The 19138-nt window shown below is 68.2% G+C and carries 20 protein-coding genes and 1 pseudogene; 10 read left to right on the top strand and 11 right to left on the bottom strand.

Annotated features, from left to right (window positions below; all coding sequences use genetic code 11):
- Window positions 1-2235, top strand: coding sequence for a SpoIIE family protein phosphatase (locus ACWEF2_RS20275; RefSeq protein ID WP_453817300.1), 2235 nt, complete (start codon window positions 1-3; stop codon window positions 2233-2235).
- Between the two features lie 39 nt (window positions 2236-2274).
- Here the strand turns inward: ACWEF2_RS20275 and ACWEF2_RS20270 are convergent, their stop codons facing one another.
- Window positions 2275-2436, bottom strand: a complete 162-nt coding sequence (locus ACWEF2_RS20270) for a hypothetical protein (RefSeq protein WP_453817298.1) — start codon at window positions 2434-2436, stop codon at window positions 2275-2277.
- A 140-nt stretch (window positions 2437-2576) separates the two neighbouring features.
- Between ACWEF2_RS20270 and ACWEF2_RS20265 the strand changes: the two genes are divergently transcribed.
- Window positions 2577-3119 (top strand): hypothetical protein, encoded by a 543-nt coding sequence (locus tag ACWEF2_RS20265; protein ID WP_453817296.1) that lies wholly within the window; start codon window positions 2577-2579, stop codon window positions 3117-3119.
- Window positions 3120-3279: 160 nt separating this feature from the next.
- Here the strand turns inward: ACWEF2_RS20265 and ACWEF2_RS20260 are convergent, their stop codons facing one another.
- A complete protein-coding gene (locus ACWEF2_RS20260; RefSeq protein ID WP_453817295.1) occupies window positions 3280-4425 on the bottom strand; it encodes an acyl-CoA dehydrogenase family protein in 1146 nt (381 codons plus the stop codon).
- A gap of 261 nt (window positions 4426-4686) precedes the next feature.
- On the opposite strand from ACWEF2_RS20260, the gene ACWEF2_RS20255 reads away from it, so the two are divergent.
- Together ACWEF2_RS20255 and ACWEF2_RS20250 are read left to right on the top strand one after the other, a co-directional pair.
- The gene (locus tag ACWEF2_RS20255) at window positions 4687-6114 is read left to right on the top strand and encodes a hypothetical protein (protein ID WP_453817293.1); all 1428 of its coding nucleotides are present in this window, start codon (window positions 4687-4689) and stop codon (window positions 6112-6114) included.
- Between the two features lie 16 nt (window positions 6115-6130).
- Window positions 6131-6994 (top strand): class F sortase, encoded by an 864-nt coding sequence (locus ACWEF2_RS20250; protein ID WP_453817291.1) that lies wholly within the window; start codon window positions 6131-6133, stop codon window positions 6992-6994.
- A 253-nt stretch (window positions 6995-7247) separates the two neighbouring features.
- Here ACWEF2_RS20250 and ACWEF2_RS20245 read toward each other — a convergent pair whose 3' ends face one another.
- The 3 genes from ACWEF2_RS20245 to ACWEF2_RS20235 all read right to left on the bottom strand — a co-directional run bounded on the left by ACWEF2_RS20245 (window position 7248) and on the right by ACWEF2_RS20235 (window position 9043).
- Window positions 7248-7775, bottom strand: a complete 528-nt coding sequence (locus ACWEF2_RS20245) for a hypothetical protein (RefSeq protein WP_453817289.1) — start codon at window positions 7773-7775, stop codon at window positions 7248-7250.
- A 209-nt stretch (window positions 7776-7984) separates the two neighbouring features.
- Window positions 7985-8335: a hypothetical protein gene (locus tag ACWEF2_RS20240; RefSeq protein ID WP_453817287.1), complete on the bottom strand. Its 351-nt coding sequence runs from the start codon at window positions 8333-8335 to the stop codon at window positions 7985-7987.
- A 465-nt stretch (window positions 8336-8800) separates the two neighbouring features.
- Complete coding sequence (locus tag ACWEF2_RS20235) at window positions 8801-9043, bottom strand: hypothetical protein (protein WP_453817285.1); 243 nt, start codon at window positions 9041-9043, stop codon at window positions 8801-8803.
- Window positions 9044-9700: 657 nt separating this feature from the next.
- On the opposite strand from ACWEF2_RS20235, the gene ACWEF2_RS20230 reads away from it, so the two are divergent.
- From ACWEF2_RS20230 to ACWEF2_RS20220, 3 genes are all read left to right on the top strand, one after another.
- Window positions 9701-10690: a hypothetical protein gene (locus ACWEF2_RS20230; RefSeq protein WP_453817284.1), complete on the top strand. Its 990-nt coding sequence runs from the start codon at window positions 9701-9703 to the stop codon at window positions 10688-10690.
- 2 nt (window positions 10691-10692) lie between these two features.
- Window positions 10693-11172 (top strand): pyridoxamine 5'-phosphate oxidase family protein, encoded by a 480-nt coding sequence (locus ACWEF2_RS20225; RefSeq protein ID WP_453817282.1) that lies wholly within the window; start codon window positions 10693-10695, stop codon window positions 11170-11172.
- Window positions 11173-11521: 349 nt separating this feature from the next.
- Window positions 11522-12412, top strand: a complete 891-nt coding sequence (locus ACWEF2_RS20220) for an aminoglycoside phosphotransferase family protein (protein WP_453817280.1) — start codon at window positions 11522-11524, stop codon at window positions 12410-12412.
- Between the two features lie 80 nt (window positions 12413-12492).
- Here ACWEF2_RS20220 and ACWEF2_RS20215 read toward each other — a convergent pair whose 3' ends face one another.
- The 4 genes from ACWEF2_RS20215 to ACWEF2_RS20200 form a co-directional block, all read right to left on the bottom strand.
- Window positions 12493-13701 (bottom strand): methyltransferase domain-containing protein, encoded by a 1209-nt coding sequence (locus tag ACWEF2_RS20215; protein ID WP_453817279.1) that lies wholly within the window; start codon window positions 13699-13701, stop codon window positions 12493-12495.
- Window positions 13698-13820, bottom strand: coding sequence for a hypothetical protein (locus tag ACWEF2_RS20210; protein WP_453817277.1), 123 nt, complete (start codon window positions 13818-13820; stop codon window positions 13698-13700). Before ACWEF2_RS20210 ends, ACWEF2_RS20215 begins: the two co-directional genes overlap by 4 nt.
- A gap of 289 nt (window positions 13821-14109) precedes the next feature.
- Window positions 14110-15183, bottom strand: a complete 1074-nt coding sequence (locus tag ACWEF2_RS20205; protein ID WP_453817275.1) for a hypothetical protein — start codon at window positions 15181-15183, stop codon at window positions 14110-14112.
- A gap of 148 nt (window positions 15184-15331) precedes the next feature.
- Window positions 15332-15862, bottom strand: coding sequence for a GNAT family N-acetyltransferase (locus ACWEF2_RS20200; RefSeq protein ID WP_453817274.1), 531 nt, complete (start codon window positions 15860-15862; stop codon window positions 15332-15334).
- A gap of 155 nt (window positions 15863-16017) precedes the next feature.
- Here ACWEF2_RS20200 and ACWEF2_RS20195 point away from each other — a divergent pair, with 155 nt between their 5' ends.
- The 3 genes from ACWEF2_RS20195 to ACWEF2_RS20185 all read left to right on the top strand — a co-directional run bounded on the left by ACWEF2_RS20195 (window position 16018) and on the right by ACWEF2_RS20185 (window position 18536).
- Window positions 16018-17277, top strand: a complete 1260-nt coding sequence (locus ACWEF2_RS20195; protein ID WP_453817272.1) for a HEAT repeat domain-containing protein — start codon at window positions 16018-16020, stop codon at window positions 17275-17277.
- A 75-nt stretch (window positions 17278-17352) separates the two neighbouring features.
- On the top strand, window positions 17353-17904 hold the full coding sequence (locus ACWEF2_RS20190) for an RHS repeat-associated core domain-containing protein (protein ID WP_453817268.1): 552 nt from the start codon (window positions 17353-17355) through the stop codon (window positions 17902-17904).
- A 191-nt stretch (window positions 17905-18095) separates the two neighbouring features.
- On the top strand, window positions 18096-18536 hold the full coding sequence (locus tag ACWEF2_RS20185; protein ID WP_453817266.1) for a helix-turn-helix domain-containing protein: 441 nt from the start codon (window positions 18096-18098) through the stop codon (window positions 18534-18536).
- A gap of 24 nt (window positions 18537-18560) precedes the next feature.
- On the opposite strand, the gene ACWEF2_RS20180 is transcribed toward ACWEF2_RS20185, so the two are convergent.
- Entirely contained in the window at window positions 18561-18920 is a 360-nt protein-coding gene (locus ACWEF2_RS20180; RefSeq protein ID WP_453817264.1) for an ISL3 family transposase, read from the bottom strand.
- A gap of 3 nt (window positions 18921-18923) precedes the next feature.
- A pseudogene (locus ACWEF2_RS20175) lies at window positions 18924-19138 on the bottom strand (ISL3-like element ISAzs13 family transposase); the annotation flags it as partial.

Raw genomic sequence — 19138 nt, 5'->3', positions numbered from 1 at the left:
ATGAAACGGTGGGGGGATCTGTCACAGGATGCCGCCGACCACCTTTCGGCCGGATCCGTCCTTGACCATGCCGAGATGGCGGTGGTCGTCACCGACCGCTTCAGCAACGTCGTGTACTGGAACCCGTTCGCCGAGAGGCTGTTCGGCCACCCCGGCAATTCGAGCCGCGACCGGTCGCGCTCCCTGGGCATCATGGAGAAGGATCACCCGCTCGCCGTGGAGCTCGCCAAGCACGTGCTCAAGGGCGGCGTCTGGGAGGGCACCTTCGACGTCAGGCGCGGTGACGGGACGATCATCTACGTCCGAGCCCAGGCGGTGCCGTTGCGGCACCCGTCCGGATCGGTGACGGGGATCGTCATCACCGCCCGCGAGGCGATGCGCAGCAACGAGCGGGAGAAGGACCGGTTCGGCCTGCTGGAGCGGATCGGTGAGCGGCTGGCCGGCTCGCTGTACGTCGAGGAGACCCTCAAACGCGTCGCCGAGATGCTCGTCCCGCAGTTCGCCGATCACTGCTTCATCGAGCTGATGCAGGGCGACCGGATGACCCGCAGGGTCTCCACCCACGTGCCGGGCTGGAAGCCGCCGCCCGACACCTGGGCACCGCTCGGCGCCGAGGTCAACTACCCGGCGGGGCACTACGCCGACATCGCGCTGCGCCGTCAGGAGACCGTCCTGGTCGAGGACTTCTCCCAGACCAACTACCCCAGCACGGGCCCGGCCAAGTCCCGCCTCGCGGCCGAGGTCGGGATGACCTCGGCCATCGTGGCGCCGCTCTGCGTGCGCGGTGAGGTCCTCGGGCTGATGTACCTCGGCCTGTCCAACCTGACCGACCGGCGCAGCCCCCACTACGACGCCTTCGACCGTGACTTCGTCGGGACCATCGCCACCCGGGTCGCGCTGGCCGTGGACAACGCGCTGCTGTTCGAGGAGGAGCGGCACACCGCGGAGTCCTTCCAGAAGCACCTGCTGCCCGCCGAGCTGCCCGAGCTCGACGGGCTGGAGATCGCGGTCCGCTACTGCCCGGCGGCCCCGCTCGCCTCGCACGGCCAGGGCATTCAGACCCAGGTCGGCGGCGACTGGTACGACGTCATCCCGCTGTCGGCGGGCCGGGTCGGCATCGTCATCGGCGACGTCGAGGGCCGCGGCGCCAAGGCCGCCGCCGTCATGGGCCAGCTCCGGGCCGCGCTGCGCGCCTTCGCCCAGGACGACAAGCCCCCCGCGGAGATCCTCGCCAAGCTCGACGAGTGGACGAACATCGTCGCGATCCCCGAAAGGGACGACAGCGGCGCCGACGTCAGCGTCCCGCCCATCGTCACCTGCCAGTACCTCGTCTACGACGCCTGGTCGCGGCAGCTGTCGTTCGCCAACGCCGGGCACTCCCCGCCGCTGCTCCTCGTCGACGGCACCTGCACCGAGCTGCACATCGAGGAGGTCGGCCAGCCGCTCGGCGTCCGCGCCACCGGCCTCCACGCCGACCTGGTCTACAAGGAGGAGACGCGGATGCTGCCTCCCGGGGCCGCGCTGCTTCTCTACACCGACGGCCTGGTGGACCGCCGTCCCAGCCGCGACGCCGACGGCCGGCCGCTCAGCGCCGAGGAGAACCTCGACATCCTCTGCGAGAGACTCGCCGACACCTGCGACGCCTCGGCGGAGCACATCGCCCAGGCCGCGACGGACGCGGTGCCCGGCGACATCGACGACGACATGGCGATCCTGGTGGTCAGGTCCTCCCGCGACGACCTCGACATGGAGGAGCGCACCTTCCCGGCCCAGCCGATCATGGTCGGCGAGGCCCGCCGGATGGCGGCGGAGGCGTTCACCGGGTGGAACGTCCCCGAGGAGCCGGCCGAGCTGGCCTGCCTGCTGGTCTCGGAGGTGGTCACCAACGTCGTGCTGCACGCCGCCAACTCCAGTGTCCCGCGCCGAGGGCTCGTGGTGGGCGCCGCCGCGCCGATCCCGTTCGAGGAGTCCTGGGACGTCTCCGGCTTCGACAGCCTCGACGAGGAGATCGTCAACGAGAAGGAGTTCACGCTCCGCCTCCGCCGGGGCGGCGAGTCTGTCTGGGTCGAGGTCTTCGACCAGGACCTGCGCCTGCCCCGCATCCGCAGCGCCGGAGAGAACGACGAGGGCGGCCGAGGGCTCTACCTCGTCGACCAGCTCGCCAAGCGCTGGGGCTCACGCCCCACCAAGGAGGGCAAGGCCGTCTGGTTCGAGATCCCCACCAAGACCCGCTGAGCCCTCCGAGCCCTCCTGGACGTGAGGACAGGCCGTCCCCTAGCGGAACGTCTGCCCCCACAGGGCGAGCATCACCAGGATGAACACCACCATGATGCCCGCGTAGGCGATCGGGCCGAGCCGTACGGCACGCCGTACCCGGTTGAGCCCCCAGGCGAACAGGAACGCCAGGAAGATCAGCAAGGTCAGTCCGCTGTCCATCAACACCGCCTCTGGGGAGCCTACGCTGACCAGTATGCGTCGGCGGCGAGGATCTTGTGATGATTAACCACGACGACGATCGGATGACGGCCGGGCACGGATTAACCACGGCACGGGGTCCCGTGGCATGGTTGCCCACTGTGACCAGAGCGAAGATGACACGTGTGCTGCCGGTCCTGCTGGGGGCCGTGCTGGCCGCGGGGCTGTCCGCCTGTTCGGGCGGGGACGGTTCGCCTGTCGAGGCTTCCGGTTCACCGGCGGCCTCCGCCCCCGTGACGCCTCCGGGGGCCGCGTCCCCCGGCGAGGCCGTGACCCCGGACGCCGTGACGCCGGGCGGGATCACGACCCCGGGCGGGACCGCGACGCCCTCGCAGGAGACGCCGCTCGGCGAGGGGAACGTCTCCGGGATCAGGGAGATCGACGCCGAGGAGACCGGGCAGCTCAGCCTGCTGGGCACCGGGTCGATCGTGGTGGACACCGGCCGGGGCGTGAAGGAGGCGCTGCTCACCGGCGACACGGTGGTGCTCGACACGCAGGGGAGCGTCTGCGCCGAGGGGGCGATCCCGCACCGGTGCTCCTCGAAGCAACTGGCGAAGGCGCTCAAGGCGGGCGTCTCGTTCTACGCCAAGGTAATGGTCTCGGACGGTATGGCCGTGCGGATCGAGGAGATCGTCAAAGAGTGACTTCCGAGGTCCCGATCTCCCCGGAGTCTGGAGGGGTGTCCGGATCCCGATCTCTCTGAAGGGATGTCCGGGGCCTACCCCTGAGGGACGCCGGAATCCCGATCCCCCCGGAGGGCACGGTGCGGAAATCGGGTGCGGAAGCCGGGTTCAGAAGTTGGGTTCAGAAGTCGAACGAGCGGCCGATGATCTCTTTCATGATCTCGGTCGTGCCGCCGTAGATCGTCTGAACGCGGCTGTCGACCCAGGCCTTGGCCACGGGATACTCCATCATGTAGCCGTAGCCGCCGTGCAACTGGAGGCAGCGGTCGATCACCTTGTGCTGCAGTTCGGTGGTCCACCACTTCGCCTTGGCCGCGTCCACCGCGTTCAACCGGCCGGCGTTGAGCGCCAGGATGCACCTGTCCACGTAGTGCCGGGCGATCTCGACCTCGGTGTCCAGCTCGGCGAGCACGAACCGGGTGTTCTGGAAGCCGCCGATGGCGCGGCCGAACGCCCTCCGGGTCCTGCAGTATTCGATGGTCTCCCGCAGGACGGTCTCGGCGGCGGCCACGGCCATCACGGCGATCGACAGGCGCTCCTGCGGCAGGTTGGCCATGAGCTGGAAGAAGCCCCGGCCCTCCTCCTCACCCAGCAGGTTGGCCCTGGGCACCCGGACGTTCTCGAAGAACAGCTCCGCGGTGTCCTGGGCGTGCATGCCGATCTTGTCGAGGTTGCGACCCCGGCCGAAGCCCTCCATGCCCCGCTCGACCACGAACAGCGAGATGCCCCGGGCGCCCGCCTCCGGGTCGGTCTTGGCGACCGCGACGACCAGGTCGGAGTTGATGCCGTTAGTGATGAAGGTCTTCTGGCCGTTGAGGAGGTAGCCGTCCCTCTCGCGCACCGCGGTGGTCCGGATGCCCTGAAGGTCGCTGCCCGCCCCGGGCTCGGTCATCGCGACGGCCGTGATCAGCTCGCCGCTCACGAACCCGGGCAGCCAGCGGGCCTTCTGCTCGTCGTTGGTGAGATCGACGAAGTACGGGGCCATCACGTCGTTGTGCAGGGAGTACCCCAGACCGGTCGCCCCGATCGCCATGATCTCCTCCACGATCACGGCGTTGTAGCGGAAGTCCTTGACCCCCGCCCCGCCGTACTCCTCCGGCACCCCGAAACCGAACATCCCGATCTTTCCGGCCTTCTTCCACACCTCGCGCGGGACGATGCCGTCCTTCTCCCACCGAGCGTGGTGGGGCACCACCTCGCGGGCCAGGAACTCGCGCACGGTCTCACGGAAGAGCCGGTGCTCCTCTTCGAAAAGGTCTCGTTCCATTGACTGCCTCCTCAGGGGCCCGTAGTAACAGAATACAATTCTGTTACTTTCAGGTACAGGCGGGCGCGCTTCTGGATATGCCCAGTTGGTGAGGGTCGTGTACCGTTTTCGTCCGCAGCCCGGTCAGATCACAGGTTTGCCACAGTCTCCTGGGGGACTTGTCATCCCCCTGCGGGGGGACATCTGAGGGCAGTACGATCCGGGCCTAGTTTGTGATCAGATGACCACTTTGTAACCAGGTGCCGACGATCGGAGTGCGCGATGTTTCGCTGGGGAACGAGGCTCCGTGGGACGGTTTTAGCCTCCGCCCTTGGGGTGACGCTCGGTGGTCTGGTGGTTCTGGCTCCAGCGCGCGCTGCTGTGGATACCGAGTACTACATCTACGATTACAGCTGCATCGGAAGGCTTGCACCTGGTGCTGCGCCGGGAAAGACCGTCGAGGTTCAGTTGTCGGTTCCGAGGACGGTTTACCACGGCCAGCCTCTTCAATTTAACTGGACCCTCGCTGACTCGGCCGATAAGCCCACTTTTGTTGCGCCTGCCGACTTCCCTGCCGGAGGCAGAATCTCTGCTACCGGGACGGTGTCTGTCTCTGGGGCGCTTAACGGGACGATTCAATCTCTTGGTGCCAAAGACCTCGGTGTGCTTACAAGCGGAAAGCAGCTTCAGCTGCCGGAGAAGCTTCTCGGTGAGTCCGGTGTTGTTAAGGGTGAAGAAATAAAGGTCACTCCGGGTCAGTTGAAGGTTTTCTTCACGCCGTCTAAATCAGCCATTGAGATCAATGACGCAAACGGCCACACTGTTGATGCCGCAGGCGAGCTTAGTCACAGGCAAGGGCCGATCAGTTACAGCGATGGCTGGAACTATTCGCGCGACCTGGTCGCTAAGCCTCCGCCTGGTGAGTGGGAGCCTGGAAGTCTCAAGGATCGCGAAGCGGACGTTCATTGGGCTGCTGGGCCTACGGTGTGGGCTGAGATGGAGTTTTTGGGATCGGGAGTCGAATATATCGCTGAACGCTATGAGCTTCACGGAGACATGAAAGTGGAGGTCTTCAAGGAGGGGGAAGCGCAGCCTGTCGATGAGGGTGTGGTTCACCCTTCGAAAGTTTCTGAGGCTCAGGGGGCTGATGTTGCTAAGAAGCGGCGAGGCCAACTAGCGCTATGGAAGTCGAAGGTTCTTCAGTACGGCAAATACAGGGTGAGGGTGACAAGCCTTGCCTTGGAGTCCCAGTACGCTCTGATTGACGGCTTCAATGTGATTCCCGGCGAACACGCCACTCCTCCAGAGTATTTCGAGACCACTTGCACTCCACCGCTCAACGCAAAGACCGCGACGGTTAAGGTGGAGAAGGCTCCGGTCACCACGTCTCCCACTCCGAGTCCGACGGTCACGGTCACGAAGACGCCGACCCCCGGGGTCACCTACACGACCACCCCACCGGCCTCCACCGCCACCCCCAAGCCCACGCTGACCGTGACGGCGACCGTGACCCCCACCCGGCCCACCCCGACCGCTCCCCAGGTGTTCGTGACGCCCACGGGAGGCGCCCATACCGGTGAGGCCCCCGATGAGGGCCGTCCCTCCGGGATGGGGCTGATCAGCGGGGGAACTGCCATGCTTCTCGGCAGCGTGTTCGGTGGAGTGGCCTTGAAGAGGCGCCGGGCGGCGCATGTGCGTGGTCGAAGATAGGTAAGGAGGGGCCGGGATGTATCCAGGGCCTTCGCAGGACGGTCCGGACGCTTATTACGGCGACAGCCGGGCGGCCAGGAGCAGGGGAAGCATCCTGCTCCCCACTCTGCTCGTGGTCGGATCGCTCGGCGGAGTGGCCGCGATCATGGCGGGGCTGCTCACCTACCTGTCGCCGGCGACCGAGGACGAGGCGTACGGACCTCCGGTGCCGCAGGCGGCGAACACCCTGTTCCTGGAGAATGTTCCGGAGCCGGGGGAGCAGGTGACCTCGGAGCGGCAGGAGCAGCGGCCGGAGCCCGCGGAGACCCTGCCGTCGAGTGTGGGGCCGGGCGGGCTGGACGTACCGTTGACGGCCGCGGCCCCCACCGCGCCCCCGCCGCTGCCCGTCGTCAAGCCACCGGCGCCGCTCAAGAGCGAGGGCGTACAGCCGAACCGGCTGGCCATCCCGAAGATCGGTGTCCTGGCTCCGCTGATGCCGCTCGGCGTGGACGCCAAGAAGGAGATCGAGACCCCTCCGCTGAGCAAGCCGAACCAGGCTGGCTGGTACAAACTCGGCCCGATCCCCGGACAGCAGGGCCCCTCGGTGCTGCTGGGGCACGTGAACACCCGCGCCGGAGCCGCAGTCTTCAGCCGCCTCAAGGAGATCCGGCGCGGAGACAAGATCAGGGTGTCCCGGTCGGACGGGACCGTCGCGGAGTTCACGGTGGACGGGGTGGAACAGGTCAGTAAGAAGACGTTCCCGTCGAGGCGGGTCTACGGGAACACGGGTGAGGCGACCCTGCGGCTGATCACCTGCGGCGGCGTCTACAACCGTGAGACCCATCACTACACCGACAACATCATCGTCTACGCGACCCTGTCGAAGACCGGGCGCGCCTGACCACGTTTGACCACATGGCCGGCCTGTCGTACGGCTTGGCGGCGGCTCCGTCATCTGGAGGGCCGAGGGTGGCGACCACACCTACCGGGAGCTGACGGCCCTCCTGCGTTCCGCCCTTCCGACGAGGTACGGTGACCGGCCAGTCGAGCTCCTGCCGTTACCGGAGATCATCCACCATCCTGCCTGGGACCTTTGGAACTAATGGCGGCCCTGGTTGCCTGGGCGCCCTCTCCCCGCTCCGTTTAGGCCCGCTTCATGCGGTCGGCCACTGGTTGTGCTGGTAGGGGGGTGGGTAGCGGTCGCCGGGTGGTGGGTGATGGAGTTCGGTCTGTTGGATGAGGTTGATGAGGTCGTGGGGGTTTCGGGTTTCGATGGGTTCGGGGTGGGTGGTGATCCAGCAGGGGAAGGCCCAGTAGCGGCGGGCCCAGGGGCGCCAGAGGATGGCCCAGCCGGGGTTGCGGGCCTCCAGGTCGCGGGCGGTGTCGGCCGAGCCGGGGCCAAGGCTCGAAGCGGGGCTGAAGCCGGGGTTGAGATCAAGGCCCGCACCAGAGCCGAGGCCCGAACTGGGATCGGAGCCGGGGACAGGGCTGGGAACGGGGCTGGGGCTGGGAACGGGGCGGTGATCGCGTACCTCCGCCGGGTCTGGTGCTTTCCACAGCGCCGGTATGGCGGGTGGTGTCGGGAACCTGTCCGGCGCCGACGCGTGGTGTGTGGTCGGGTGAGTGTTCCCGGCCACGGTCTTGGGGCCGTGACCGGGGGTGGGGGTGTCGGGGGCGGGCATGGCGTCTCCGGTGGTGTGTGGTGGGGGCTGGTCTGGTGGAGTTGTGAGGGGGGTGGTGCGGGCCGGTCGAGTGCCACCCCGGACCGGCCCGCACCTGCCTTTCCGCGCGTTCTCTCCCTCTGTCCCCGGGAGGCGCGGAAAGGGGGCGCGGCGGTGGTGGGAGGCGGCCCCCCACTGGGCTGCTTCCCTGTCCGGCCGCCGCGCCGGTCTCAGTCCGCCGGGTCCGTCTCGGCCTCCGGTTTCGCCGTCGTGCCGGTCGTGGTGAGGCGGTTGGCGATGTGGACGGCGATCTGGTCGATCTGGGTGGTGGGGGCGTGTTCGGCGCGTTCGCCGGGGTGGGCGGACCAGAAGAAGGTGTGGCCGGTGGGGTCGGTCCAGATGGTGAGGTCGTTTTTGACGTGCAGGCGGGGCAGGCCGTCGTCGTAGGCGGTGGAGGTGTGGACGCCGTTGTGGTGCAGGGCCTGTTGCAGGCGGACGACGGCTGCGACGGCGGTGGCGCGCGGCCGGTGGAGGGCCGCGTCCGGGGGTGGGGCTGCCGGGGGGAGCGGGAAGGGGATCACGGTCGGCTCCTTTGCCGATGCGATGGAGGTCGGGGGGATGGTGTCGATGACGGTGGTGGGTAGCGGCCGGCTTCGTTGCCGGCGGTGGTGAGGGTGCGTCGGATCCTTGCGGGCGGTGATGGTGTGGCCCCGGGAGCACCTGCCTGATGCCCCCTGTGTCCGGCGGCGGGACGGGGGATCGGGGTGTTCCCGGGGCCACCGGGAGCGGCGGGCCTCCGCTGTGGCCTCCTGCCTTCGTGCCGGGGAAGCGGGCAGGGGTCACGACGGCGGATGGGGCCCGCCGCAGGTTTTTGGCAGGGGTACGGAAGTCGGCGGTCTGAGGCGGGGCGCCGGGTGATCGGGGGGTGTGGGTCGTGTGCACCAGGCCGCCGGGGGTGAGGCGGCGGCCGTACGGCTGTCACCTCACCGGCCGGTCACCGTGGTCCGGGGCCTGGATCCGTTCGGGGGTGGCGACGGGCGACGGGGTCACTGGGGAAGTGCGTCGCGATACTCCGGGGCCTCGTCCGGGGGCGGCTGGGCGGCCAGCTGCCTGGCGAGCCGCTCGGCGGCCAGGTGCGGGGTGCGGTACAGCGCCAGCCGGGGCCTGCCGCGGCGGCCTGCTCCCTGGATCGTCCACCAGATGAACTCGCCGTCGGTACGGACGACCACGTCACGAGCGACCGAGACCGCGACACGGCCCGACGCAAGGAGAAACATGTCGGTGGCCAAGTCATATCTCTCCCATAACGCGCTTTGAAGCCATTCGGCTACCTGTGTGGCTTGCCTACGACAAGGACCGGTGGCGAGAACTTCACCAGCTGAGCTGAGTAGAGCCATGTCTTGAACGCTAGGAATTGACGGACAGCTCCAAAAGGTCGCGGACGCGTCACGGTGTGTCGTACCTGTTCCATCACTGCGTCGCGGGCGACGGAGTATCGCGAGCAAGGGGCATGAAAGGAACAAGTCATCTAGGCTTGAAGGCATCGTGAAAACACGAGGTCGGCTCGTCGATCCGAAGAGGAGCGGGGGTCATCCATGCCAAACGGTGAGAGTCTTCTCAAAGTACTCTTAGTGAAACGACATCTGAAGTCACGTGCGGCGTTCGCCGCCGAGTACGAAAAGGTCGCTCGACAGCTCGATAAGAACCTGATCGGAACTGCTCCGAGTCGGGAGCAGTTCACTCGATGGCTGTCATGTGGGGTTAAGACACTGCCTCGTGCTGATCACTGTCGCGTACTCGAACGGATGTTTCCCGGCCATAGCGCCGCAGAGCTTTTGTCCCCATATGGTCAAATTGCGGTTACTTCGAGCATTGACAGTAGTCCGCGCGAACGAGGGGAGGCGGACACGAACCGGCGAGAGGCGTTTCGACTGGGTGCGGCGGCGATGGCTGCTGGGATGGTCGAAAGCATATGGAATGGCCCGGATCTGCTTGAACAGGTCTTGGACTCAAGTAGCGTCAGCGAAGGCCGATTGCTATTAATGGAGCGAGAAGCCGAACGGCTGGGACAGAGAGTCGTGAAGGTTCCTCCGACGACCGTGTTGCAGGAAACGCTGTTGCACCTATCAAGCGTGCGGGACCTACTTGGACAAAGACAGCCATTCTGCGTTCAACAACGTCTGGCGCGCATCGGGGCCAGACTCGCCACTGTGGTCGGTGAGATCCTGTTTAACTCCAACCAGTTCCCACTTGCCCGCCGTTGGTATTTTGCCGCAGCGCGAGCAGCGCACGAGGCAGGAGACCACTACCTCAGTGACATCGTCTTGGCGGGCGCAGCCTACTTGCCCACCTATGCTGGAGAACCGCGAGAAGTGCTCGCCCATGTTCTCCCCCGACTGGAACAAAGGCCGTCACCCAGTCCGGCGATCGCCTGGCTGTGGGGGTTCGCCGCCAAGGCATATGCGGCTCTTGGAGATCGAGCCGCATTCGAGCGGGCTATCGAGGCGTCCCGGATTGCCCTGGAACAATCTTTGCCGGGCACCGTCCAACCAGGTATCTTTTCTTTTCTACCGGAGAAGCATGCGTTCTACGAAGCACGGGGTCGGGTGGATCTGCGAGATACCGAAGGGGCGGTAGATGCGGTTGCCAGAGCACTGGCAACCTACGATCTAACCGACACCACTGAGCCGGCACTGGTGCGGTTCGAGCATGCCTCGGCGCTTGCCCAGGCCGGGGAGGCCGAGGAGGCGTATCGGGTCGCTGTCGGCGCCGTCACCGACCGACACACCTTCCACAGCGTCAGCGTGGTGACCCGTGCCCGCGAATTCGGAGCACTCCTTGACCCGGTAGGCCAGGTCGCGCGTGAATGGCGGGAGGTCCTTGCCCACCTTCAGCCACCCGATCCCTCCCTCCCTTCACCGGCACCGAGGAGGTGACCATGGCGGAAGCCCGAGTGCTGCTGGAGGAGTACGTCAGAGGTGGGAAGCTCATGCAGCTCGCCACCCTTGGAGACGACGGGGCGCCGCGGGTATGCAGTGTCTGGTACGACGCGCACTTCGCGCCCGACGTGCTGCGGTGGATCTCCCGTCAGGACCGCGTCCACAGTCTCAACGCCCGTAGCGACTCACGGGTCGCCGGTGCGATCGTGGCGATCCCTCTGAAGGACCTGGGGCAGACGGTGCGCGGGGTGTCCTTCGCCGGACATGCCCGCGAGCTTTCCACGGTGGGCATCGATCGGCAGGTCGCCGCTTTCGTCGCACGCTGGCCCGCTGCCTCGGGTGTGCTGGGTTCGGCGGAGTTCGCGGCCGGTCGGTCCCCGATGCGGCTGTATGAGGTCAGGGTTGCCGAGTGGGTCCTGTTCGATGAGGAGAACCTCCCCGACGATCCCCGCCGGGTGATTCTCCCGCCGAGCGCCTGAACCCGGCCTGCTACTCCTCGCCATGTCCGACCTCCCGGTTTCGGGGCCGTGTCCGGGCCTTTTCCAGGGGAGGGGCCGTCATGTAGGCCGCTTCGGCCAGGAGTTCCAGGCCGGACAGGGGTGGTGGGTGGGATGGTCGCCGGTAGGCCACGGGCGCACATGTCCTTCTCGTCCATACTCTTCCGCACCGCGACCGGTTTCCCTGGTCAGGTGGACTCAGCTACGTGTGAATTGGGGTGGGCATCACGGGCATCACCGAAGCGCCTGTCTCACGGGTGGACTGGAACCGCCCCATCCGGTGCGGCTCGTTCTTCCCAGCTCAGCTCCGCGGACGGCGTACCGTGCTGGCGTGACCGGACACCAGTGGGCCGACCTTCCTGCCGCTATGCGTGCTCAGGTGGAGACCTTCTGCGGTTTCATCCGTGAGGTCACCGCCGTGCCCGCAGGGTTGACCGCGGGCATCGCCGTACGGCTGGACACCGAACGAGGCCCCCTCTTCCTCAAGGCACTGCCCGCCGACTCCCCCTCGGCTGTGCTCTACCAGCGCGAACGGCACGTCAACGCCGTACTGCCCGCCGAGGTGCCCACGCCCCGTCTGTGCTGGAGCGGGCAGAACGCGGGATGGCTCACCCTGCTGTTCGACCACGTGACCGCACATCACGCCGCCGATCTGGGGCCGCCCTCCCCTGACGTGGTCGCTCTTCTTGACGTCGTCGCGCTCCTGGGGGAGAGGCTCACCCCCAACCCGGGCGCCGATGTGCCGCCCCTCGCCGACAACGTGGCCTTTCTCGTCCGCCGCGCCGACGCGCTGCTCGCCGCCCCTCCGCCCGACCTGGAGAGCCTGGCTCAGTACCGCAGCGCCCGCCGGGGCTTGGAGGTGGACGCGCTCACCGGGACCTCCCTGCTCCACGCTGACCTGCACGAGGGCAACCTCCTGGCCGGGACGGACCACCTTCACGTTATCGACTGGGGCCTGGCCTGCCAGGGACCGGCATGGGCGGAGGTCGCGCTGCTGATCCCCCGCCTCATCGCCGCCGGGCACACTCCGGCGGAGGCCGAGGCGCTAGCGGCGAGGCTCCCGGTGTGGAAAGTCGCCCCGGAAACTGTGGTGACCGGTCTTGCGGCCGTGTGGAGCCTGTTCCGGGAGTTCGTCGCCCGCAACGGCCCTCAGCGCATCCGGGCGTCACGTGCTCGCGCGGCCGACGCCGGCCGTGCCTGGGTGGAGCACCGCACCCGCTAGCCGCCTCGCTTGCTGAGAATCGAGCACCCGGGCGGCGATCATTCCGCTGGTGGTCTCGTAACCGCGTATACCCAGCTCAACTAACGAATGGCGGCTGCCGTGCCAGTCACCGCCTCAGCCTGCGGAATCAGGGCGGACGGATCGCCCAGCCACACACGCTGTCGCCCGTCGGCGGTGACGGTGAGGCCGAACTCCTCGTGTCCCGGCCGCCCCCGCGCGCTCCACCACCGGTGAGCGGCCTCGGCCTCGTCCCACAGGCTGCGCGGTCCCCCCTGGGAGACGCGCGAGGCCGAGGGGTCGTCCTCGTTGAAGTACACCGCCGCCCACGACAGGTCACCCAGGCCGTACAGCCATACCGTCATGGTGCCGCGCGGAGAGCGCCCGTGGGTGTAGACGCACTCGGGCATCAGCAGGCCGAGCACGAAGTCCACCGCGGCGTAGGAATCGTCGGACAGGACGTCGGCCGCGGTGAGCGAGGTGGTGGACTCGCGGGTGTCGGCGGGCCAGCCGTTGGGCAGGTAGTCCCGATGCCGGGGCCATTCGCCGCGCTGGGAACGCACGTGCATGAACCGGGTGGGGCCGACGAAACGCCCGCCGGCGGCGCCGTCGACGTCGACGGCCAGTCGCACGAGGGCGTTCTGATCGGTGAAGGCCGGCCCCCATGGCATTACCAGCACGCCGCCGGGCCGGGTCTGCTCGATCCAGGACCGCGGAACCTCCCGCACCCCCGCCGTCACGAGGATCCGGTCGTACGGCGCCCGCTCCGGCCAGCCGAGCAGGCCGTCACCGACGACGAGCCGCGGATGCCACCCGGCGGCGGCCAGCGCCGTACGCGCCGTCTTGGCCACCGCCTCGTCGATCTCGATCGACGCCACGCTGTCCTCACCCAGCCGGGCCGACAACAGGGCCGCGCACCAACCGGTTCCCGTACCGACCTCCAGCACCCTCGCCCCGTCGAACACCGACAGCTCCCGGAGCATGTCGAACACCACACCGGGCATCGAACTGGAGCTGGTCGCCAGCTCGCCGCGCTCGGGGCCGTCGTGACGGCCGTCGTCCCACTGCGTGGTGATGGGCACATCCGCGTCAGCCCACCGCAGCCATTCGGCGGGGTCGTCGGCCCTGGAGACCACGATGCGCCGTCCCTCGACGGAGGGCCACATCACCTCGGGCAGGAACAACTCGCGGGGGACGGCGTCGTAGGCGGGTGCCCAGTCCGGGGACATCGCGCCGGAGGCCAGCAGGTGCTCACGCAGACGCCGCCGTCCCGGCCCCACGCCGGTGGTCACTTCGCGCTGGGCTTCGCATGCCTGCCGTCGTCGGGACGGCCGTCGGACTTCTCCTTCGTCTGCGGTGGCGGCACGAAGTCCTCCTCCTTTTCGCGGGGCTTCCCTTGGTGCTCTCCCATGCGTCTTCTTCCCTCCCTCGCCGGGCTCCTGACGCGGAGCGTTCGCCCGTAAGCGTAGAGTCCGGAAAGCGGGCCTGGTATGCGTTTCCGCGACAGGTTCACGTATCGCCGAGCTTGAGCGGGCAGAACGCGGGACGGCTCACAACCGGTAACACCCGCTGCTGAATCCCTCCAGGGGGTCGAGACCGACAGCTCAGGTGACCCCGCTCGTGCGGGCATGACGGAGGTACGCGCGAACCCGGCGCGGACCAGGGCGGTCCCGTCCGTGTGGTCCCGGGGCTCAGCCGGATCAGCGGGGGTGGGCCCAGATCACACCGCTGCGGCCAGAGGGTGCCGCGCCGACCGCCCAGACGGAACCGCTCTCCGGCTGGATGGCGAGGTCGCGGACGGAGGCGTTCTGGTTCGGCGGAGCCGGAAAGGCGCCCGGCTCGACGCCATCGGTGCCGATGTGCAGAAACCCGCTGCCTCCGCCCTTGGCGTCGTAGACGACCCAGGCCCCGCCTCTGCCGTCGGGCTCCGCCTGGGCGCGCGGCTGGATACCCGGTTCACCACGGACCTCGAAGTTCCAGTCGCCCGGATAGCCGGACAGCAGCAGGGTCTCACCGCAGAAGGAGGGTTTCGCGCCGCCGCACGGCCAGGCGGCCCAGCCGACGGCCATCACCCGGCCGGTCTCACCGTCGACCGCGACATCCGTCAGCTCCGAGATCTGGCCCGGATGCGCGGACGGAATCGCCGGAAGCGCGACCGCGCGCCAGGCCGTGCCGGTCCAGCGGGCCAGAGCCGCCGTGCCTCGCACCGAGCCCGCCGCCCACTTGCCGTCGAGTCCTTTGACCACGATCGGCGTGGGGACCTTGCGCCACACCGGCCCGACCAGGCGCCGCAGCGTGGAGTGCGCCTTCCACCCGGCCTTACCGGTCGACGGGAACGCGTTGGCGTTCTCGATGACCCACAGGTTTTTGCCGATGGAGTGCGCCCGGTCCACCCGGCCGTGGCTCCATCGCTTGACCTGCCAGTGCTTGCCGTCCCACTGGGCGTATCGCGACGTGCCGAACGCCCAGACCCTGGTGTCGGACGCCGACGTCAGCCGCTTCACCCGGAAGCCCGGCCCGGTGACACGCTTGAAGGTGGACCGGCCGCCCTTCAACAGGAGCGACTCGGCGCCGGTCGATCCGCGATCCGGGTGCCTCGTCCCAGCGACCCAGACCGCCCCACCCGGCGTCACCGTCACCGCGTCGTAGGAGTCGCGGCGGTCGTTATGGACGACACTCCACTGACCGGCCGGCGCCACGGCGTGGGCGGCGGTCGGCCCCGTGGTGACGAAGAAGGCGACGGCCGCAACGGTGCCGCGAAACAACAATCCCATAAAGGGTAGACGCGCATTTCGGGAGAAAAGTTGACACGTCGGCGGGGCATGGCCGGCGAGATCCGGACCTGTCGCGCGCCATCGGGTGAGCCGGGGCGGGCAACACGTGCGGGATCGGCGGCGGTATGCCGCCGCCGATCCCGTGGGGTTACCGCTGGACCGGGGCTGGGACCGGGGCCGGGGGCGCGGCGCGGAACCGGGCGATGTTCTCCTCAGAGCTCCATCGCTGGAAGCCGGCTTTCTCCAGCACGCGGATCGAGGGCGGGTTCGACAGTTCCACGTTGGCATAGACCGTGCGGACGCCCGGGGCGGTAAAGGCGAACTCCGTCAGAGCCCGGGTGGCCTCGGGAGCATAGCCGCGGCCCCGCCGGGAGGGCACGATGCCATATCCGATTTCGAGGATGCCGTCGCTGGGCGGCCAGAACAGGCCGATCGCCCCGACCACCAGGCCGCTGTCACGTTCGACGATCTGCCGGTGGCCGTACTCGCCCAGCCACGCGGGGTGCTCGGTGAACAGACCCGCGATGACCTGGTCGCCCTCGGCGGGGAAGTCCTCGGCCCAGTGCGCGGGCCGGGCACCGTTCAGGACGGCGTCGGCCTCGTCGGTGGTCCAGGTCCGCAGGATGAGGCGGTCGGTGGTCAGATCGGTATCGGTCGGTGATGAGAAGAGAGAAGACACGTGACGCTCCTGGTCGTTCGAACGACCGGGCCGCGCTCCAGCCTCGCGCGGACCGGACAAGGGCACGATGAACAGAGCCGGTGGCGGTCATATTCATTCACCCCATCCGTATGGGCGTTCGTGAAAATGTCGTAGGCGTTTGGCAGCATGCGGTCATGCTTGAAGGACTCGATGTCGTCGACTGGGCCGGCCTGACCCACGCCTACGGCCGCGCGGGCGATGTGCCGGGCCAGATTCGTGGACTGCGCTCCCCGGACCCCGACGTCCGGAGCAAGGCGCTGAACAGTCTGTACGGGAACGTCTTTCACCAGGGCACCCGTTACGAGGCCAGCGCGTACGCGGTGCCGTTCCTGCTGGAACTGCTCGCGGACCCCGCCACGCCGGACCGTGCGGCGGTCCTGGGACTGCTGACCCATCTGGCCGTCGGTTACGCCGAGGGGCATCTGCCGTCCGGTTATCCCGTTGCCGACCATCGTGCGCAGGCCGCGAGGGGAGACGTCCTGCTGGCCGTCGGCAAGGGGTTCGTGGACGAGGAGGCCGAGGAGGACGGGTGCGACGAGCCCGGCCTGTTCCAGTACATGGGGACGCTCGACGACGCAGACAACGGCCGGCTCGACGCCCACCTCGCACTGGCGGCGTACGACGCGGTCCGCTCCGGGCTGCCGTTGGTTCGCGAGCTGCTCACCGACGACGACGTCCCGGTACGGATCGCCGCCGCCTATGCGCTGGCGTGGTATCCGGAGGAGGCGGAGGCCGTTCTGCCGGCGCTGGTCCGGGCGGCGGCCGACCCCGAGCCCGCGGTGGCCGCCACCGTCCTGGTCGCGATCGGCCTGCTCGGCGCCGCCTCCGGCGGGGTGTCGACGCCGGAGGTGACGGCCACGCTGGACGTCGCACTGGACGATCCGCGAGACGTCGTGCGCTGGGGTGCGGCCATCGGGCAGGCGCGGCTCCGCGGTCCGGCCGCCGGTGGGCGCGTCGCCGACGAGCTGCTCGGCTGGGTCGGTCACGCCGGCAGAGCGCACGAGGCGATCCCCTTCCTCGACGGTGACCTCCGTGGATACGCCGCGCAGGCGCTGCACGAGCTCGGAGACGTCTACGCCGACGCCCTGTTCGCGGAACTGCTGGCCCGGCTGCCGTCCGTCTCTGGGACCGAGGCGCTTCTGGTGGCGGACGCCGCCCTGCCGATGGCCTTCCCCGAGCCGCTTCCGGCGGGCACGACCTTCACGGCGCTCGACGAGCGCCAGCGGCGGATCGTCCGCGTTCTCGCGGACTCCCCCGACACCTGGCGGTTCGGCAGTCACCCGTTCGGCAACTTCTCCACGCTCGTCACGGATTACGGGCTGCCGAGATCCGCGCAGGAGATGGCCGAGTACGCCTCCGAACTGCTCTCCGGCTCACCCGGCGCTCAGGCGTAGCGGAGGAGCCGCTCGGCCGCACCGGGCGGGACCGTCCACGAGGCGACGGAGACGAGGTAACGCGTCCACCGGAATATGTCCTCAAGCCATTCGAGCTCATCTCCGGCCCGCCTACGTCGAACGCATTGGATCCGGCTACGACTGGTTGATGTCGAGGCGGGCCCCGGCAAGTTAGGGGTTTATCCCAATTCGCGTGTCAAACGCCTGATCCGCCGCGACCCCGACGGCAGCGCAACCCTCTACCTCGGGACAACGGAACTCAAACTGGCGGCCGGGGCGGTCGCCGCCAAGCGCTACTACAGCGCGGCCGACGGCTCCACCGTCGCGATGCGCACCTCCGCCGGTGTCACCTGGATGCTGTCGGGCCTGCACGGCAGCAGCCAGATCGCCGTCAACGACACCACCGGCCAGGTCAGCCGGGAGCGCTACCTGCCGTTCGGCAAACGCCGCGGCACAGACGACCTGCCCTTCACCGACCGGGGCTTCCTCGGCAAGATCGAGGACGACTCCACCGGCCTGACCTACCTGTCGGCCCGCTACTACGACCCCGCCATCGCAAAGTTCATCTCCACCGACCCGCTGCTGGACCTGCGCACCCCGCAGTTCGCCAACCCCTACAGCTACTGACGGAGAAAGTTGGGTGTCACGGACTGTCAGGGGGTGGCTGTCCGCACTGTTTGCCTGGAGGTATGAGGTACTCAGACAGAAGCGGGGGATTGTCCGGCACGGAGTGCGAACGGCGTGAGGCGCTGCGGCTTCGGACGGCGGACATGTTCTGCGGAGGAATCACTCCGCCTCGGGTGGCCCAGCTGCCGGGTGTGACACGCAAGTCCGCCTGTGAGTGGCATCCGGCCTGGATGAAGGGCGACAAGGCCACGCTGGTCTCCAAGGGGACCGCCGGGACCGGTTGCAAGCTCACCGAGGCGCAGCTGACCCGGCTGAAGGCGTTCTTGGACGAGGGTGCGATCGCGCACGGGTGGGACGATCAGCGCTGGACGAGCGCGCGTATCGCCGCCCTGATCGCCGAGAGGTTCCACATCCGCTACACGCCGAGTGGGGTGGCCTATCTGATGGAGCGGCTGGGGTGGTCGTTTCAGGTGCCGGCGCATCGGGCGGCCCGGCGCGACGAGGAGGAGGAGATCGCCAGTTGGAGGCGGCAGGTGTGGCTGGCTTCAAAAGCACCTGGGCGGCCTGGGGCTCCTGGCTCGTCTTCGCCGATGAGTCCGGCCAGAACCTGGGCTCTGGCAAGGTTTTCGTGATGAGGTGACGGTGCGTGTTCCTGCTCATCCGAGCAGGACGCGTTTTCGGAGCAGGGCGAAGCCGGCACGGCCATACATTTGCCGCTTGAGCGTCTTGATCCGGTTGACCTGACCTTCGGTGGGACCGGAGCTCCATACCTGGGTCAGGCCTGCGGTGATGGCGGCGCGGTCGTTGTGCAGGTTGCCGGCGAAGGAGCGCAACGCGGGAAGGTCGTCGGCGTGTACGGCGTCGATCCACGCGGTGAGGTTCTCCCCTTCGAGGTTGCGGACCATCTGAGCGAAGGCCCGCACGTGGCGGTGAACGGCATTCAACTGCGGGCAGCGCGCCAGGATGTCCTTGAGCTGGGACTCCTCGTCGGCGTGCAGGTGATCGGGGTGCCGCATGATTCAGTGTGCCACCCGGTGAGGTTTGGGCACCGGCGGCGGTGCCGGGACGGGGGCAGTGTCCGTTCGCAGGGGCCGCAGGTATCTGCGGACGGCCTGCGGTGTGCGGCCGGGGTAGCCTCTGGCGCGGATTTCACGAAATAGGCGGGCGGCGTCGGTGCAGCCGTCGTTCCAGCGCTGGATCAGGTACGGCTTGTAGTCGTCCAGCCGGGTGGCGC

This window comes from Streptosporangium sp. NPDC004631 (assembly GCF_053601935.1).
The sequence above is the reverse complement of the archived record's forward strand: the minus strand, read 5'-3'. Positions and strand labels throughout refer to the sequence as shown.